15 protein-coding genes and 1 riboswitch are annotated in these 17,052 nt (G+C 43.1%); of the genes, 3 read left to right on the forward strand and 12 right to left on the reverse strand.

Annotation, left to right across the window (positions count from 1 at the left end; genetic code table 11):
* Nucleotides 1–20: 20 nt before the first annotated feature.
* From kdpA to PQ511_RS10630, 3 genes are all read right to left on the reverse strand, one after another.
* Nucleotides 21–1,691, reverse strand: coding sequence for a potassium-transporting ATPase subunit KdpA (kdpA, locus tag PQ511_RS10625; RefSeq protein WP_273852086.1), 1,671 nt, complete (start codon nt 1,689–1,691; stop codon nt 21–23).
* A 25-nt stretch (nt 1,692–1,716) separates the two neighbouring features.
* Nucleotides 1,717–1,800, reverse strand: coding sequence for a K(+)-transporting ATPase subunit F (gene kdpF / locus PQ511_RS23725; protein WP_420541690.1), 84 nt, complete (start codon nt 1,798–1,800; stop codon nt 1,717–1,719).
* A gap of 110 nt (nt 1,801–1,910) precedes the next feature.
* The gene (locus PQ511_RS10630; protein ID WP_273851875.1) at nt 1,911–2,333 is read right to left on the reverse strand and encodes a hypothetical protein; all 423 of its coding nucleotides are present in this window, start codon (nt 2,331–2,333) and stop codon (nt 1,911–1,913) included.
* 157 nt (nt 2,334–2,490) lie between these two features.
* Nucleotides 2,491–2,641, reverse strand: a riboswitch (cyclic di-AMP (ydaO/yuaA leader).
* Nucleotides 2,642–3,154: 513 nt separating this feature from the next.
* Between PQ511_RS10630 and PQ511_RS10635 the strand changes: the two genes are divergently transcribed.
* Nucleotides 3,155–3,571 (forward strand): CBS domain-containing protein, encoded by a 417-nt coding sequence (locus PQ511_RS10635; RefSeq protein ID WP_273851876.1) that lies wholly within the window; start codon nt 3,155–3,157, stop codon nt 3,569–3,571.
* A 296-nt stretch (nt 3,572–3,867) separates the two neighbouring features.
* Here PQ511_RS10635 and PQ511_RS10640 read toward each other — a convergent pair whose 3' ends face one another.
* The 6 genes from PQ511_RS10640 to aspA all read right to left on the reverse strand — a co-directional run bounded on the left by PQ511_RS10640 (nt 3,868) and on the right by aspA (nt 10,586).
* Nucleotides 3,868–5,019: a glycerate kinase gene (locus tag PQ511_RS10640; RefSeq protein ID WP_273851877.1), complete on the reverse strand. Its 1,152-nt coding sequence runs from the start codon at nt 5,017–5,019 to the stop codon at nt 3,868–3,870.
* A 383-nt stretch (nt 5,020–5,402) separates the two neighbouring features.
* Nucleotides 5,403–6,314, reverse strand: a complete 912-nt coding sequence (locus PQ511_RS10645; protein ID WP_273851879.1) for an ABC transporter substrate-binding protein — start codon at nt 6,312–6,314, stop codon at nt 5,403–5,405.
* 19 nt (nt 6,315–6,333) lie between these two features.
* Nucleotides 6,334–7,071 carry an ABC transporter permease gene (locus PQ511_RS10650; RefSeq protein ID WP_273851880.1) on the reverse strand — a complete coding sequence of 246 codons (738 nt, stop codon included), beginning with the start codon at nt 7,069–7,071 and terminating at the stop codon, nt 6,334–6,336.
* 1 nt (nt 7,072) lies between these two features.
* Nucleotides 7,073–8,068, reverse strand: a complete 996-nt coding sequence (locus tag PQ511_RS10655) for an ABC transporter ATP-binding protein (protein ID WP_273851881.1) — start codon at nt 8,066–8,068, stop codon at nt 7,073–7,075.
* A 16-nt stretch (nt 8,069–8,084) separates the two neighbouring features.
* Nucleotides 8,085–8,738 carry an ABC transporter permease gene (locus tag PQ511_RS10660; RefSeq protein ID WP_273834102.1) on the reverse strand — a complete coding sequence of 218 codons (654 nt, stop codon included), beginning with the start codon at nt 8,736–8,738 and terminating at the stop codon, nt 8,085–8,087.
* Nucleotides 8,739–9,155: 417 nt separating this feature from the next.
* Nucleotides 9,156–10,586, reverse strand: coding sequence for an aspartate ammonia-lyase (gene aspA / locus PQ511_RS10665; protein ID WP_273851882.1), 1,431 nt, complete (start codon nt 10,584–10,586; stop codon nt 9,156–9,158).
* A 244-nt stretch (nt 10,587–10,830) separates the two neighbouring features.
* On the opposite strand from aspA, the gene PQ511_RS10670 reads away from it, so the two are divergent.
* Nucleotides 10,831–11,070 (forward strand): hypothetical protein, encoded by a 240-nt coding sequence (locus tag PQ511_RS10670; protein ID WP_273851883.1) that lies wholly within the window; start codon nt 10,831–10,833, stop codon nt 11,068–11,070.
* Nucleotides 11,071–11,195: 125 nt separating this feature from the next.
* Here PQ511_RS10670 and PQ511_RS10675 read toward each other — a convergent pair whose 3' ends face one another.
* Nucleotides 11,196–12,557 (reverse strand): YheC/YheD family endospore coat-associated protein, encoded by a 1,362-nt coding sequence (locus tag PQ511_RS10675; RefSeq protein ID WP_273851884.1) that lies wholly within the window; start codon nt 12,555–12,557, stop codon nt 11,196–11,198.
* Between the two features lie 164 nt (nt 12,558–12,721).
* Here PQ511_RS10675 and PQ511_RS10680 point away from each other — a divergent pair, with 164 nt between their 5' ends.
* Entirely contained in the window at nt 12,722–14,116 is a 1,395-nt protein-coding gene (locus tag PQ511_RS10680) for a UDP-N-acetylmuramoyl-tripeptide--D-alanyl-D-alanine ligase (RefSeq protein ID WP_273851885.1), read from the forward strand.
* A gap of 5 nt (nt 14,117–14,121) precedes the next feature.
* Here PQ511_RS10680 and PQ511_RS10685 read toward each other — a convergent pair whose 3' ends face one another.
* Together PQ511_RS10685 and PQ511_RS10690 are read right to left on the reverse strand one after the other, a co-directional pair.
* Entirely contained in the window at nt 14,122–15,219 is a 1,098-nt protein-coding gene (locus PQ511_RS10685; protein ID WP_273851886.1) for a YheC/YheD family endospore coat-associated protein, read from the reverse strand.
* Nucleotides 15,220–15,355: 136 nt separating this feature from the next.
* On the reverse strand, nt 15,356–16,870 hold the full coding sequence (locus PQ511_RS10690) for a UDP-N-acetylmuramoyl-L-alanyl-D-glutamate--2,6-diaminopimelate ligase (protein ID WP_273851887.1): 1,515 nt from the start codon (nt 16,868–16,870) through the stop codon (nt 15,356–15,358).
* Nucleotides 16,871–17,052 lie beyond the last annotated feature (182 nt).

Raw genomic sequence — 17,052 nt, forward strand, 5'->3', positions numbered from 1 at the left:
CCCATGCACCTCCTGCACCGCTATTTTAAAGTTAAATACTCTGCCACAGGTCCGAGTACGAGACCTGGGAAGAAGGTTAATGCCCCTACAATGAAAATCGTACCAACTAATATCCCACCAAACAGTGGTTGATCTGTTCGGAATGATCCTTTTGTGGTTGGGACAACTTTTTTACTAACTAATGATCCCGCAACAGCCAGCAGCGTTACCATCGAAAAGTATCTCCCAATATACATGACGATCCCTGTTGATATGTTCCAAAATGGTGTGGCATCACCAAGACCTTCAAATCCAGAACCGTTATTCCCAGCGGAAGAGGCATATTCATAGAAAACTTGCGATAATCCGTGAAAACCCGGGTTAGAGATTCCATCTGATCCCAGCGGTGTAAATAGCGCGAATGCGGATGCCCCCAAAATTAAGAAAGGATGGATAAGAAGTGTTAACGCTAGAAGCTTCATTTCCTTTCCTTCTATCTTTTTCCCTAAAAATTCTGGTGTTCTTCCGACCATCAAACCCGCGATAAAAACAGCAATCATCGCGTACATAAGAATATTCATAAATCCTGCACCCACTCCACCAAAAACGGTGTTTAACATCATATTTCCAAGTGCAAGCATTCCTGTAATCGGTGTTAAGGTATCATGCATCGTATTTACTGCGCCGGTTTCTGAAGCCGTCGTCGTAAGCGCATAAAGAGTAGACTGTGCCGTACCTAACCGTACTTCTTTCCCTTCCATTGAACCCTCGGAATGTTCAATACCCGTTTCATTTAAGACTGGATTCCCCTGAAATTCAGAGATCATGGATATGGTTAGAAACAAAACGAAAATGGTTGCCATTGAAGCAAATAAAACATTTCCCTGTTTCTTGTTTCCCACCATCTTTCCATACGTAAAAGGCAATGAGGCAGGTAAAAGAAACATAAGTAGTATCTGTAATAAGTTTGTTAAGCCGTTTGGATTTTCAAACGGATGCGCAGAGTTCACCCCATAGAACCCTCCGCCATTATTACCAAACTCTTTTATGGATAAGAACGAACCAACCGGACCCCTCAGGATGGTCTGTTCTTCACCTGAAAGTGTATTTGCTGTTATAATAGTATGAAGGGTTTGTGGCATGCCTAAGGCAATGAATATGACCCCAAACAGGATAGAAACCGGTAGTAAGACTCTGACAATCGCCCGGACAAAATCCTGAAAAAAATTCCCTATTGGCTTGCCACCAATCCCTCTAATAAATGCAATGGCTACAGCTAAAGCAGTGGCTGGAGCAGCAAACATCATAAACAAAATGCCAATCATTTGAGATAAGAGAGATAACCCAGACTCTCCGCTATAATGCTGTAAATTAGTGTTCGTCATAAAACTAATAGCTGTGTTAAAAGCAAGAGTTGGATCCATTCCCGTTATTTCTGTTGGATTCAGAGGCAAGATACCCTGAAGCCTAAAAATCGCGTATACAATTAAAATCATCACCGTATTGGTTAAGAGCAACGCCATCACGTAACTCCGCCATGTTTGTTGTTCTGTTTTTAACCCGGCTATCTTATAAAATAACTTTTCAACTGGTAAAAAAACCTTATCTAATTTCGTTGGATGGTTTTCGAAAACATGCGCCATATATAGTCCAAATGGCTTTAACGTTACTCCTACGATAAGAAGAGTAAAGATCACTGAAAGAAATGCAATAACCATGTTTGGTCCTCCTTATAAACTAGAACTTTTCCGGATGTAGCAGCGCGTAACCCAAGTACCCAAACAACCCCAGGGATAAAAAGAATAAAAAGAAATTGATCATGAATGATCACCTGCTTTTGAAATTAACCGTTCGACTCCTTTCAGAAGCGAGATCATCCCTAAACTTAAAGCACTAATAGTAAACAATAACAAAACATCCCACATACTCCATCACTCCTCATTAAAATGATTTCTGATCATAAATAATGGTTCTGTGCCATTGGATCTCACAACTACTCGAATACCGTATTCATGAAAAACACGATCGCTCATTGAAGGTTGACGTATCACTAATAGAATTGGCGCACCTACAATAACCGCCTTGAGTTGTTTCCCCCAATAACACGCTCCAACCTCATCATCCATAAACATCACAATGCTCTTAATGGAATAACCCTCTAATTCTTGAACAACTTTTTTAGCATCGTGCATTTCTAAATGGATCACCTTTAATTGTTCATGCACAGAATAAAACGTATGTTTTCCTCCAAAAGACCAAAAAAGCAAGTGCTGATATTCGCGCCTTTTATATATCGAATCCAATGGGTGATTTTGATCAAAAATGCACAAACTTTTCATCATTCTGTTTTCCATGTTTTCCACCTCCCCGATTATGATGAATCGTTCATGTTATAGGCTAGTTCTTTAATCACCCCCCTTAAAAAATGCAAAAAAAAGCCATGAGAAGTTAAACGTCTCATGGCTCTTTTTCTCGTATGACTAAAAAGTGCATACTTAAATAAGCATTAGACATTCTTCTCTTTAAACGCTGACGAGGTTAGCTGTCGGATTCGGGTGGAAAGAGTCACCCTACCATAAAATATGGATTCACCCCTAGTGGCCGCGCCACATGTTGATTGGGTCCCCCGCTTCTAAAACTTAGAATTAAGCGATTCATAGAATGAATTGATTCAATTGTGTCTTGCTGATGAGATGATTCTACTCCCGCTTATTTTCTATGTCAATAATAAAAATAAAAAAATCAAAATAAATTTTTCAGCTCCAATTCTCTTTTAGCAACATAAAGAAAGCCTTTATTTAACCGACCACAACGATCATAGTCTCGTAGTCAAGCTGATATTTTTATTAATACGAAAACAGCAGATAATGAATGAAAACGGAAGCTATAGATACTTATTCATTATTAAAACGTCTATTACGTGTATTTATAGCTTTTTATACTCCTTTACTAAAATTTAGGCGGAGAGTATGATTTGGCATCATAATACAAGTGGCGGATAACTGTTTAACCATACTTGTTTAAATGATGGTGAGGAAGCGCTTGCATTTATATCAAACATGCAGCTGTCACTCAAAATAAAGCTGCTAAACTAATAACTCGATTAGTACTTCAATATAATAACGCATACCATGTACCGATCAATAACATTTAGTCATTTAAGGAGTGTAAGTTTATGAACATTGCTTTTTTTTTGTTACCTAAAGAGAAAGTAGCCTATGTAGCAGATACAGATACTATGCGGCAAGCGTTAGAAAAGATGGAGTATCATTCCTATTCAGCTATACCGATCATTAACAAACATGGTAACTACGTTGGTACACTCACAGAAGGTGATTTACTATGGAAACTTAAAAATGATCCTAACTTAAATTTTCAAAACATGCATAAAATACCACTAATTGAAGTGAAGAAAAACCGAATTAATCTACCAGTGCATATAAATGCTGAGATGGAAGACATGCTGGGACTTGCGGTTAGTCAAAATTTTGTTCCTGTAGTGGATGACCAGCAAGTATTTATCGGTATTATTAGAAGGCAGGACATTATTGAATATTTCAAATCAATGAATATCAAAAAAACAACGAATTAAGGAGGACAATTAAGTAAATGTAATTCTTTGAAATAATGACCTGAAGAAGGATTCGCTATAACTGGCCAAGCCCGATTCAGGTTAATTATCGGTTGCTCATTAAGTTTAGAAGTCTTGAAAATAGTAGTCCTGGCTGTGGGATAAAAAATAAGAGGTTTTATTCATTACAAGTAAGTCCGAATAGAACAGACAACGCTCCTCATTCCCTTTACTTCCATTCACCACCCAAAAGTTGAATTGAGCAACAAAAAAACCAGTATCTGCCCACTTTCAAAGACAAATACCGGCACTTATTCTTACCATTCTATCATCCGACTGACTTTCACCAGTCGCCCAATATTCTCAAGCGTTTTCTCCACATTTACAGCCCCTTTTTCCAAAGCCTCTTCTAATGTCATGACACCATTTACCACGCTAAAAACAGCATCAATCCCATGATCAAAGACCGCTTCGTAGTCTTCTCCCACACTGCCAGCAATCGCGATTACTGGAAGGTCTGGATTCATAGCTTTTGCGCGTTTTGCAACGCCAACGGGTGCTTTTCCATGAACCGTTTGAGCATCCAGTCTTCCTTCGCCTGTAAGGAGAAGATCCGCTCCTGCGATGCGATCTTCAAACTGAATGACGTCGAGGACAAGATCGATGCCACTCCGAAGCTCTCCTTCTAAAAAGGCGACGATTCCTGCGCCAAGACCTCCTGCAGCTCCCGCACCGCTTATGTGGGTAACCGTTTTTCCGAGCTCTTTTTCAATGACCTCAGCATAGCGTGCGAGGCAGCGATCAAGTTCATCAACCATTTCTGGAGTGGCGCCTTTTTGCGAACCAAATACGGCTGATGCTCCCGACTTGCCTGTTAAGGGATTCGTCACATCACACGCCGCTTCGATTTGAACGTTTTTTAAGCGAGAATCCAGATCTGAGACATCGATCGCAGCGAGCTCGCATAGGGCTTGCCCACCTGGAGAGAGCTCTTTATTCGTTTGATCAACGAGTTTCGCACCGAGTGCCTGCGCCATCCCAGCTCCGCCATCGTTTGTCGCGGAACCTCCCAGACCGAGAACGATGCGCTCTACGCCTTGATCCAGCGCGTCCTTAATAAGCTGACCCGTTCCATATGTTGAGGTTATCAGCGGATTACGTTCATCTCGCTGAACCAAATGCAAGCCGGAAGCGGCTGCCATTTCAATGATTGCGGTCTTTCCATCTCCTGTTAAACCGTAGAAAGCAGCAACGTTCTCGCCAAGCGGACCTTTTACATTGATCGAAATGATCGTGCCGTTTGTCGCATCCACGACTGATTGTACGGTCCCTTCCCCGCCATCTGCGATCGGAAGGTGTGTATAGGTCGCTTCTGGAAAAGCTTTCCGAAAACCCGCTTCTACGGCTTTACAAACGTCTGGCGCCGAAAGACTTTCTTTAAACGAATCAGGAGCGATGATAATTTTCAAAGACTTCACCTACCTTTATTGTTTATCCCCATAAATTGATATGGCGCTAGTGTAACACGCCCTCCACCGATCATATCGTTACAGACACTCACGATAATAAGAATCGTTTCCTCTGTTTCTTTCTACGAATCAATGAAAAGACCTGTTCATTCTCATTGAAAGACAGAATTATTTACTTCATGAAAGGAAAAATAGCAGGCTTCTTGCTCGTAGAATAACATTTTCCTCTCGAAAATGATCTCAGTTGCTCTTTATTGGCCAAATTCCACTTTTATTAGCTAACTAGAATCATTCTAAACCACCAGGCTCCTCACAGCACCCTCCACCCCTTTAAAAGTAAAAGGCCTTTCCCTCTTTTCAATCGAAGGGAAAGGCCTTTTTGTCTACTCTTCCAATAACCCATTCTCCACAAGCCAATCATGCGCTACAACAGATACACTGTTTCCTTCAATGTCGACCTTGTAGTTTAATTCACGCATGATGTCGCTGTTTAGCTGTTCGGCAAGTGGTTTTGTGATTTCTTTTACTTCTGGATATTTTTCATAGACGTCTTCATTAATCGTCACTGCTGCTGTATAAGGAGGAAAGAAATTCTTGTCATCCTCAAGGGTAATTAAATTATATTCCACAATCGTGGGATCGGTTTCAAACGCGACCGATACGTCAACGTCACCATTGTCCAATGCTCGTTGCGTTAATCCGATGTCCATCTGATTGATTTGATTGGTATCGAACTGAAATTCGTACGTTTTTTCTACACCAGGGATGCCATCAGGACGGTTCGCAAACTCGGCGTCAGAGGCAATCGAAAGCTCGCCGGGATGGTCATTCATATAAGCGGCGAGATCACTGATGGATTGAATCCCTAACTTTTTCGCCTGCTCTTCTCTCATGGCGAGCGCGTACGTGTTGTTTACGTTAGACATGTTCATCCAATGGATATCGTTCTCTTTCCCATCAATTTCTTTTACTCGCTGAAACGCTTTGGCAGGATCAGCGATGGTATCCTGCCCCATGTAGGTAAGAAGCGCGGTACCCGTGTACTCCCACATCAAGTCGACCTGCTCATTCTCAAGGGCTTTCCTGACAACGGTACTACTCAAGTTATTCATTTGCTTCACATCATAGCCCGCATCCTCTAGAAGGAAAGCCGTCATTTCTGAGAGCAAGTACTGTTCGGTATAGTTTTTCCCACCAACAGAGATCGGCTTCCCGCCAATCCCAACGGTTGAGCAGGATGTTACCATCGTTAAGATCACAACGATGATGATTCCACTAAGCATCTTGCTTTTCACATCAACACCTCCAATCCCATTACATTTCTTGTGGTGGCTTCGAGCCTTCAGGAACGATGAGACGCTCGAGTAGTCGAAGCAGATAATCGACAAAAATGGCGAGTAGCGTAACAGGAATTGCACCGGAAATTAAGTAGCCATTATCAAACAGCTGGATGCCAGTGAAAATCCATACCCCTAAACCGCCTCCACCGACAACATAAGCTAGCGCAGCCGTACCGATATTTAGTACAATCGCCGTCCGAACTCCCGCTAAGATGGAGTACGCCGCATTTGGCAATTCGATTCGGAAGAGAATTTGGACCGGCTTCATTCCCATTCCTCTTGCTGCATCAATTAAATTTTCATCAATGGAATCAATTCCAGCGACGGTATTGCGATACATTGGCAGAAGAGAATAAATAAACAGGGCAAATACCGCTGTTTTAAAGCCAATCCCAAGAATACTAATCATCAAGGCAAGTACGGCAAGACTGGGAATCGTTTGACCCAGGTTAACCGTATTCGAAACAACCCACTCGGCTCGTCGAAACGACTTTCGCGTGACGAGAATGCCACCAGGTATCGCAATAAGTAAGGCGAGTACCGATGACACAAGGACAAGCTGTAAGTGTTGCTTAATTAAATGCCAGAATGTCGATGATTCTGTAAAAATGTAATCAAAATAGTGGTTACGGATCGCCCAAAAGAAAAACAGAGCGACGAGCCCGTAAACGGAATAGCGTACAACAAGACTAATCACTTTCTTCTTATTCATGTTATACCCCCTCTAGGACCGGGGCAGGTTTTGCTTTGATTTCGTAATGAAGGTACTGTTGAACAATATCAATGGTGATCGCACCGAGCTTGTTGCCGTCATCATCACTAACAATGACCTGATCTGCTTCCTGGTTCAATAGCATGGATAAGGTGTTTCGAAGGTCATGGTTGACATTAATCGTTTTTGTATCAGCAATCGCATCATCAAATTCTGCGAGACCAATCATGTCACGAAGGTCTTCGATCGTATGTAAACTTAAGCTTTTAATGGCCCTGTCTTTTCCAAAGAACTCTCGAACGAATTCATTCTTAGGACGAACCAACATCTCCGAAGGCGTGTCATATTGCATCAACTCTCCACCACGAAGAAGCACAATTTTATCCGCCATTTTGATCGCTTCATCAATATCGTGACTCACAAACAAAATCGTTTTCTTGACTTCCTTTTGAATTTGCAAAAATTCATCCTGAATTTTTTCGCGGATAATCGGGTCAAGTGCTCCAAAAGGTTCATCCATGAGCATAACGGGTGGATCTGCCGCAAGTGCTCGGATAACTCCGATGCGCTGCTGCTGTCCTCCAGAAAGCTCATGCGGATACCGCTTTCCAAACTTCTCTCCGCTTAATCCAATCATCTCCATGAGTTTATGGAAGCGTTCTTTCTTTTCTTTTTTGCTCCAGCCTAAGAGATCTGGAACGATCATCGTATTTTCTTCAATGGTCATATTCGGAAACAAACCATTGCTTTGAATCACGTAGCCAATTTTTCGTCTTAAGGCGGTTTGATTCAGTGACATTGAATCTTGTCCATCAATCGTGATTTTCCCTTCTGAGATCGACTCAAGTCGGTTAACCATACGTAACAAAGTTGTTTTCCCGCAACCGGATGGGCCAAGCAGCACAACAATTTCACCTTTTTCTACGGTGAAATCGACCCCTTTAACGGCGGTCACATTGCCTTCATAGGTTTTCGTTGTTTTATCAAACGTAATCATTTCTACACCTCACTCCTTAATTAGCAATGCTTTTCGGCGTGAACCGTTTTTGAATCCATAGTAAGATACCATCCGCAATCATGGCTAGAATCGCAACAGCAACCGAGCCGGTAATGATCAAATAGTTATCTCCTCGTGAGATACCCTGCGTAATTAACACGCCAAGACCGCCCGCTCCGATATAGGCTGCAATGACACCGATACCAATATTGATGACAACTGCCGTGCGAATCCCAGCCATAATCACTGGAAACGCATTTGGAATCTCGACTCGAAACAAACGTTGAATCGGCTTCATCCCGAGCCCAATCGCAGCATCCCTCATTTGAGGATTAACGTTACGAATCGCGGTATATGTATTCCGTATAATCGGAAGCTGGGCATAGAGAACCAATGCCACGAAAGCTGGTACAAACCCGATCCCCTGATTCACGATCGAGAAGACAGGAATCATAACACCAAATAACGCAATACTTGGAATCGTTAACATAACAGACGCAATCTGTAGAACTGTTTCAGCCAGATAGTCATTTGTCGTTAAATAGATTCCTAGCGGTACACCAATGAGGAGCGCTACGAGAATCGCTAACCCTACTAAAATGGCGTGCTCAATCGTCAAATCAAAAATGCGAGAAGAGTTTACTTCAAGGAACTTCATCCATTTTTCCAAAATTACACCTCCATCCCCTTTTAATTCCTAAAACACAACACTATTAATGGTAACATAGTCCTTCCGGTTTTTGGCGCTTTCCCACAGGAAAGTGCAGAATGGTGCCTGTCACCACCCGTTATTTGGCGAATGTTGTCAGTTAGACGCCTCTAACGTATGGCTTTCGCTCTATTTTCTATTTGGCAATGAATTTCTAAAACTGATGATTACCTGCTTGTAACTCTCGCTTACTGCGCCAATTCATCCGCAAGTAGCTGTTGAACCGTCATTTGTTGGAAAAACCCTGAATTTAGTAGCGAACTAGAATGAGTCTAACGTCCTCAGTAGTTAAGAGGACTTTACTCCCCCCTTCATCCAAGAGAACCACCCCACAAAAAAACCGGACTTCGCTTAACAATGCGAAGTCCGGATTTATACTTACTCCCGCTCAAACAACGACACGCCAGCGATTCCTGGGTGGGTCATCTCATAAGGATCTAAAATGATATTCAGTTCTTCTTCTGAAAGCACATCATACTTGATGCAAAGCTCTCGGATCGAGGCACCGCTCAGGATCGCTTCTCTCGCGATTCGCGCTGCTACTTCATACCCGATGTGCGGGTTTACGGCGGTAAGTACGCCAACGCTTTTTTCGACGTACTCATTGAGACGATCTTCATTCGCTTCAATGCCTTTTAAGCAGTTATCTGTAAACGTGCGGAATGCGTTCTTCATGATGCTAAGTGATTGCAACAGATTGAAAACAAGCACCGGTTCCATCACGTTTAACTCGAGCTGCCCTGCTTCTGAAGCGAGGCAAATGGTGTTGTCGTTTCCGATCACCTGGAAAGCGACCTGGTTAATCACTTCTGGTAGCACTGGATTGACTTTACCTGGCATGATCGAAGAGCCAGGCTGTCTTGCCGGCAAGCTGATTTCACCTAATCCTGCTCGTGGTCCTGACGCCATTAACCGCAGGTCATTCGCGATTTTTGACATGTTCATCATGCATACTTTTAACGCGCCGGAAACTTCCGTATACGCATCGGTATTTTGCGTCGCGTCAACCATATCTTCCGCTCCAACGAGTGGTAGACCGCTAATCTCAGCAAGTTCTTTTACGACGAATTCAATATAGCGCGGATCGGCATTCAGTCCTGTGCCTACCGCCGTTGCGCCCATGTTCAGTTCATATAAATGCTGACGGGATTGTTTGATTCGCTTGATATCGCGGGCAATGACGCGACTGTATGCTTGAAACTCCTGTCCAAGTCGAATCGGTACCGCATCTTGAAGATGAGTACGCCCCATCTTAATAATGTGATTAAACTCTTCAGCCTTTTGTTCGAATACCTCATGCATGTCTTCCATCGTGCTTAGCAGTTGCTCCATCATATTTAAAACGGAGAGGTGAATGGCCGTTGGAAACGAGTCGTTTGTCGACTGCGACATGTTCACATGCGTATTCGGGCTACAAACGATGTAATTCCCTTTTTCTTCTCCTAACAATTCAATTGCGCGGTTGGCGATCACCTCGTTCACGTTCATGTTGATTGACGTGCCGGCGCCTCCTTGAATTGGATCAACGATAATGTGATCATGCATCTTTCCTTCCATCAATTCGTCGGCTGCTTCGACGATCGCATTCCCGATGCCGGAATACAGATGCTTCACTTCCATGTTTGCGAGCGCAGCGGCTTTTTTCACCATCGCGAACCCTTTAATCAATTCTTCATGAATGCGGTAGCCGGTAATCGGAAAGTTCTCTACGGCGCGCAGCGTTTGAATGCCATAATAGGCATCAATCGGAACTTCTTTTTCTCCTAAAAAATCGGATTCGATCCTTGTGTTATTCATCGTTGTCGGCATGATCACTTCTCCTTCTGCTTCTTCGTCTTCTAGTCCATCAACTTGTCATGATAAATCACCTTTACCACGCATTTCAAATGAGTGAACCGCTCTTTATTGGCTAAACTCCCACTATATTGGCCACAATCTTATTTTATTGGCTAACAAGAATGATTCTAACACGTATTGAAAAAAATAGCTTAACCCCCACATAATTCGGGTAACAATAGGAGAAGTGCTTATTCGAATTAGAGGAGGTTAAGTCATGGAAGCTCGTGAACGAGTTCAAGAATGGATTCACTCAACATTTGATATCGAACATGTGACGCTTCAGCGTGACGATTCGGTTCCATATGGCCAACGTGTGTGTTCTAAAACTGAAAATGATTATGCGATCGTTTTTTTCGATGAACGATCCGATCAAGTGATGTGTTCGTTTAAAGAGATGGAACCATTATGCTTTCGTATCGATCCATTTATCGAACATGCCGATATTCGCCAATGAATAAGGCTTATCATAAACAAACAATAAAAGATGAACAGCTATCCTTTTGCCTCTGTTTTGTAAAGTTGAACGAACGATTGGTCTAGCATAAGGATAGCTTTCTAACCCCTTCCTTCTCCTACCTGCTAATACGTCCCTTCTCCAAACCGCTTCCCCTTATACTGAAAACCACTCAATTTCCGTGCATACATCATATTATTAAAGCGACATTGATAAAAGGCGAGACGATCCTTTGCCATAAGGGCAATATACGGATCGGGATTTTGATGATTTACTTCAATGATCGTAAGGTGACCATTTTCATCTAATCCAAGATCTACGCCAATGTTGCCTAGTTGATAGCCCTGCTTTTCTAACGACTGAATCACATTTATCACCATCCGCTCCATTGCCCGCTCCATTCGATGAACCTCTAAATCACTCAGCTTCCACACTTCTTTTAATGTTTTGCGTGCAAGTTCTGTATGGCCGCCAGCAGTAATGTTACTGACGATGTGTCCGGTCGCTCCGTACCGAGCGTAAATGCCGGGAACCTCCCACTGTCCTTTATAATTTTTCGAGGCCATGACGCGAAAATCAATCACGCTCTGGTGAGACTTTTTTAGTGGAATGGTTTCTTGAATGATAAAGGCATTTGAAATTAAGTGCTGTTCCAGAAAATGGCCCATTTCCTTCATATGAGAGAACACTGCGCGCTTTTCTTCATATTTCACTGTAAGTTCCGTTCCGCTTTTCACCACGTTGAAAATTCGTTTCCCTAGGCGTCCATGAAGCGGTTTAATGTAAATGTTGCCATGTTTTGCCAGCATGTCGTATAGATCCGTATTGTTTTGATAGATCGCCGTTTCGGGCAAATACGCCTTCCATTCCGGAAGAAGCATCTGATGCATTTCCCACTTTGAAAAGTGAGGATAGTTGAACACTTTCTTTCCTAACAAGGATTGAAAATTCCTCATATGTTGATGAAAAGCGTCAGAAGAAGATGTTAGGCTCGGCTCCGCGATCGACATGACCACTCCAGGGAAGGGGAAGGTTTTTTGATCCCACGACTTGCTTTCTGAATTATAAAGAAACCCATCAATCATTTGCTTCTCCTCATCGATTCCTTCAACTGAAAAAATCACAATCGTGCCGCCGATGTACGGATATCCTTTAACAAAGCTTTTATATGTGCTGATCATTTCCGCTAGTTTTCGATTCGTCAATTCGCATAGAATGCCAATGTAAGGGCCAAATACGATCTTGTCCCCCTGAATCACAAGGTCAAACGAAGATGTGAGAGGAAGCCCAAGCTGTTGCATGACATTTGTTGATAAGTAAACCGTATCGTTTTTAATCGTGTTCGCATGGTGAATGGTCACTTCTGTATTCTTAATGCCGTATTGCAGGTTTATTCTTTTCAATGAAGGCCGATCAAGTCTGCGAAAAAACGAACTTGAAACAACCATCACCTGGTCTTTTTCATCGTATGATTTGACTACATACATCCTACTACCCCCGCTTCATTTTCACTATGTGGCAAGCTCCTAAATTAGTATATGCTCGTCATCGAAAAGAGAGATATGCTTCTTCTAAGTTGATCGATTAGCCCGTACCTCTCTCTCTTAATCGAATAAGCTATATAGAAGTCTATTAAGAGAGTAGGTGTCTGATGAAAAACCTCCCACTAAGCGTGATCATTCGTGTCCTTGAGGGAAGGGTTCTTTCTGGTAGTGTGACGAAGACCATCAAGAACGCAGCAAAATATGGCGAGCACCTTATTACGGATGAATCGCTTGTCTTCCTATTAAAGAAAAAAGCATCTTTGCCATTACCAGCAAACGTGCGCAATATCACCGTCGTTACCTCCAATCCAAAAGCTCTGAAACAGGTGCGAGACGATGTAACCGTCATTTATGTAGAGAATGCGAGAAAAGCCTATTATCGCTTTGTTTCATATTACCGCAGCTTGTTCAATCTTCCTGTGATTGGCGTAACGGGGACATGTGGAAAAACAACCACAAAAGAAATGATCGCCTGGATTCTATCAGAAAAACAACAAGTGGTTCGAACGAAATTAAGTCATAACGGCTTAGCAAGAAACCTTGACTATTTACTAGAAATAGATGACAGCACGGACAGCGCCGTCTTTGAAATGGGGGTATCCGGGCCAAACCAGCTCCTCTATTCTGCCCATTACTTCCGTCCACAAATTGGCATCATCACTGCCATTGGTACCGATCATATCGAAGGGTTTCGAAGTCAGGATGCGTATATAGCTGAAAAGGCTAAAATGCTGACAGCCGTCGGGAAAAAAGGGACCGTTCTGTTAAATCGTGATGACGAAACGGTTCGAAATCTGGATTTACGTGAATTTACAGGAAAAGTCCTTTATTATGGGCAACATTCAACCGCTCACTACCGCGCTCATTCTATCTCATTTAACCTTAAGAAAAATGGCATGGATTTTACACTCGTTTGCCCTGAAGGAGAATATGCCGCCTTTGTTCCAGGCTTCGGCACACATAACGTATCAAATGCGCTTGCTGCGCTCGGGGCGGCCTCTCTTGTCGGCGTGAAAATGACGGATGCGATTCGTCGCTTAAGATCCTTCGAACATGTGAAAAGTCATCTCCAATTTCATCAAGGTCGAAAAGGGAGCTTGCTTATTGATGATACATGGAACACAAATCCAACTTCCATTGAAGCCGCATTAGAAGTGCTCGCTGAAACAGCGGAAGGAAGAAAAACGGTCGCCGTCATTGGAGAAATTGAAGAGCTTGGCGCTTATTCTGAGCAGGAGCATCGTAAGGTTGGGGCCCTTGTTGCGAAGAAGAACGTTGATGTTCTCATTGCGGTTGGAAAAGAGGCGTCGCCGATTTGTAAGGAAGCCGCAAAGGGCGGACTCCATCCATCCGCTATCCATCACGTAAATACGCAGGCTGAGCTTCTTACCTTATTAAATCAGCTTGCCTCCCCACGTACCTCGATTCTTTTGAAAACCTCGATGCGAAGATCCTTCAGCAATACCCTACAGGCACTTGTCGAAAAACCAAAAAAAGACTGATCCGATCAGTCTTTTTTCCTGTCCATTAAATACTTGCCATACTGAATGGGTGTCCGAAATACGGATTCCCACTTCTCATGAAGAATCTGACCGTCTTGAAATAAGCCGCCTACATAGTCGGAAATAAAATTACACTCAATAAAATACGGTTTCCCTTCTTTTGTTAAGCCAATGTCAAACCCGAGATCAGCAAGATGAGGAAAATGACGATCTAGAATCCTAGCAGTTTCAAGGGCTAAGCGGTGAAGGTTGTTGACAAGTGTGGCATACGAAATGGTTGGGTGCGAGATCTTAGCAACCTCTTCAAAGGTATACGTCTTCCCACCCTGTGCACCGTTCGTTAAAAAATCTCCCCCATTCGCCACCTTGCACATCATTCCAGATACCTGAAATTCTCCCACCTCATTTTTTTGCGTCGCCACGCGCAAATCAAATGGATGCCCTTTGTAATCCGCTAGTGGAATCATTTCCTGTATCATATACGTCTGGCTCTGTACGCGACTCACCAAAACCGGCGGTAGCTTCGATTTAACCTCAACTTGCTTAAGCTCCCCGTTTTTTGTTTTATAAGAAAGAAGCCAACCTGCCTTTCGACGTTCCATTTTCATGGCGCCCATCCCAAATTCCCCGTAGCTTTTTTTCAAAATCAGTTGATTGTACCGAGATGCCATTTGGTTTAAGTTCGCAATTGAAAACAGCTCAGTGTGGGGCAAATGTGGGGCAACACTCGCATATGGAAGCAAAATCTCATGCACCTTATGCTTCTCCACATCGTAATTCGGAACGTTGTAAACCTGATACCCTTCCTTCATTAACGCCTTTATATGCGCTCGATAAACTGGCAAATGATCGAGCACACGTGAATAAATCACTTTCGGTGCCGGTACTTCTTTTAATTGAAACGTGTCTTCTTCATACACATAAGCTGACACCATCTCGTTCCCTGGCTTCACATCAAAGAAACGAAAATAGCATAGCAGGAGACCACGCTCTCTCGCAGCCCTCTCCCAAATCAGAAACATGCTCCGCGTACCACCTTCGAGTCCTGGCATTGCTTCGTACGTACTTTTTGGAAGAATAATACCTAAATAACGATTGCTCACAAGGATCTTCCCCCTTCCCCTTACTATATTATGGAAAGGGGGAGTCACGTGCCTGGTCGCATGATTTTGCATTTAAAAAAGCCTGTTCTCCAACATCCGCTAAAATGGAAGGAGGAACAAGCTTTTTCTATTATTGTTAGCAGGGCTCTTTCATTTGGAAAAGATCCATTGACCCGTTCTCGAAATAATCTTCAATAACGGCAAGTTCAGAATAGGGCACTCGCTCATCCCCGATGATCTGATAGCCCCCAAACCCGATTCCTGTGAGAAGAACCACATCACCAGGCTCTGCTAGATCGAAAGCGTGGTGGATGCCTTCTTCTCGGTGTAAGCGTGAATGAATATGTGAGGCAGATGGATTTTTGAATCCTTTCAGCACATCATTCACCACCTCTTGACGATTGGTATGTCCAGGCTGGTCGACGCTAACCACAATTTCATCCGCCTTCCCCTCCACAACTTGAGCCATTAAAGGGCGCTTCGCCGGATCTCGTAAACCAATCCCGGTAATCATCACAATCAACTTTCGATAAGGTACATCGCGAACAGCATCTAGTACATTCACTAGGGCATCCGGTGTATGCGCATAGTCAAGCACGATCTGATAAGGGGCTTCATTTTCAACAATTTGAAAACGACCTTCAGGTGCTTTGATACTAATAATGACGGACAAAACATCCTCGATCGAATAGCCCATTTGATAGCATGTACCAATCGCCGCGAGAAGATTGGCAACGTTATAGTCTCCTACGATAGGAGCGTCAACTAAATGATTCTCCCCAAAGACAGAAAGGATAAACGAAGTGCCATTAGAGGAGGTTTGAATCGCTTTCGCCTGTATGTCCCCCACTCCTGCAGTACCGTACGTTATTAGCGATCCGCGAAAACGATTGATCACATCAGGGGCCATCAAAGGATCGTCAATATTCACGACAGCTCGTTTTGCCTGATCGAATAATTTTAACTTCGCTTCTTTATAGGCCTCCATCGTGCCATGGAACTCCAAATGCTCAGGGGTTAAATTTGTATGAACGGCAACATCAAAATGAATGCCGATTAATCGTTTTTGTTCAATAGCGATCGAGGTAGACTCAATCACCGCTGCCTTCATCTCCCGCTCTCGAAAGTAAGCAAGAACACGATGAATGTCAGGGGCTTCCGGTGTGGTTGGAACGGTTTGTTTAAAAGTCGTTTTCTTCTCGTCATCCCAAATCCCAGCTGTTCCCATACACCCTGTTCGCAAGGAAAGTGCGTTAAGAAGAGAGTAGGTAAAGGAGGAAACGGTTGTTTTCCCGTTCGTGCCGGTTACACCAATTGTGGCTAACGCTTCAGATGGAGAATCATAGACGATTTTCGCGAGATGAGCTAATGCTTCTCGACTATCCTTCACACAAATGAAACTTATCGATGGAAATGCCATCGCGTGCGTTTCTAACAATCTTTCATTTGTCCCTACAATTATGGTGGCTCCAAGCTGGATTGCATCTTCTATAAAAAGGTGACCATCAAATTTCTCACCAGTTACACAAACAAAGGCTGCCGCTTCTTCGACGTCACGAGAATCATACACCACAGACATCATGTGCTGACGGGAAGGTCCGAAATAATGGCCACTTAAGAGAGTTTCAATTACATATTCGTTGTTGTTCATTTAACCACCCTTTTTATCTAAATATCGCTTTAATAAAATAAAGCGCTTTGAATAGTGGTAAATTTCCCAACATTCCCGCGTGATAAACCTTTTAAACGTGCTAAATGTGTTTTCAACTGTTTTTCTGTGAGAGATAAGGTGACATGTGCTGTTGCGACGCTATGAGCGCTACGTTCATTGAG

Source organism: Guptibacillus spartinae (assembly GCF_028610625.1).
Taxonomy (GTDB): Bacteria; Bacillota; Bacilli; order Bacillales; family Guptibacillaceae; genus Guptibacillus; species Guptibacillus spartinae.

What these genes read in the sequence shown, in the direction of transcription:
- kdpF (WP_420541690.1), bottom strand. Translation starts at nt 1,800, where the DNA reads ATGATCAATTTCTTTTTATTCTTTTTATCCCTGGGGTTGTTTGGGTAC.
- PQ511_RS10630 (WP_273851875.1), bottom strand. Translation starts at nt 2,333, where the DNA reads ATGGAAAACAGAATGATGAAAAGTTTGTGCATTTTTGATCAAAATCAC.
- PQ511_RS10635 (WP_273851876.1), top strand. Translation starts at nt 3,155, where the DNA reads ATGAACATTGCTTTTTTTTTGTTACCTAAAGAGAAAGTAGCCTATGTA.
- PQ511_RS10650 (WP_273851880.1), bottom strand. Translation starts at nt 7,071, where the DNA reads ATGAATAAGAAGAAAGTGATTAGTCTTGTTGTACGCTATTCCGTTTAC.
- PQ511_RS10655 (WP_273851881.1), bottom strand. Translation starts at nt 8,068, where the DNA reads ATGATTACGTTTGATAAAACAACGAAAACCTATGAAGGCAATGTGACC.
- aspA (WP_273851882.1), bottom strand. Translation starts at nt 10,586, where the DNA reads ATGCCGACAACGATGAATAACACAAGGATCGAATCCGATTTTTTAGGA.
- PQ511_RS10670 (WP_273851883.1), top strand. Translation starts at nt 10,831, where the DNA reads ATGGAAGCTCGTGAACGAGTTCAAGAATGGATTCACTCAACATTTGAT.
- PQ511_RS10675 (WP_273851884.1), bottom strand. Translation starts at nt 12,557, where the DNA reads ATGTATGTAGTCAAATCATACGATGAAAAAGACCAGGTGATGGTTGTT.
- PQ511_RS10680 (WP_273851885.1), top strand. Translation starts at nt 12,722, where the DNA reads ATGAAAAACCTCCCACTAAGCGTGATCATTCGTGTCCTTGAGGGAAGG.
- PQ511_RS10690 (WP_273851887.1), bottom strand. Translation starts at nt 16,870, where the DNA reads ATGAACAACAACGAATATGTAATTGAAACTCTCTTAAGTGGCCATTAT.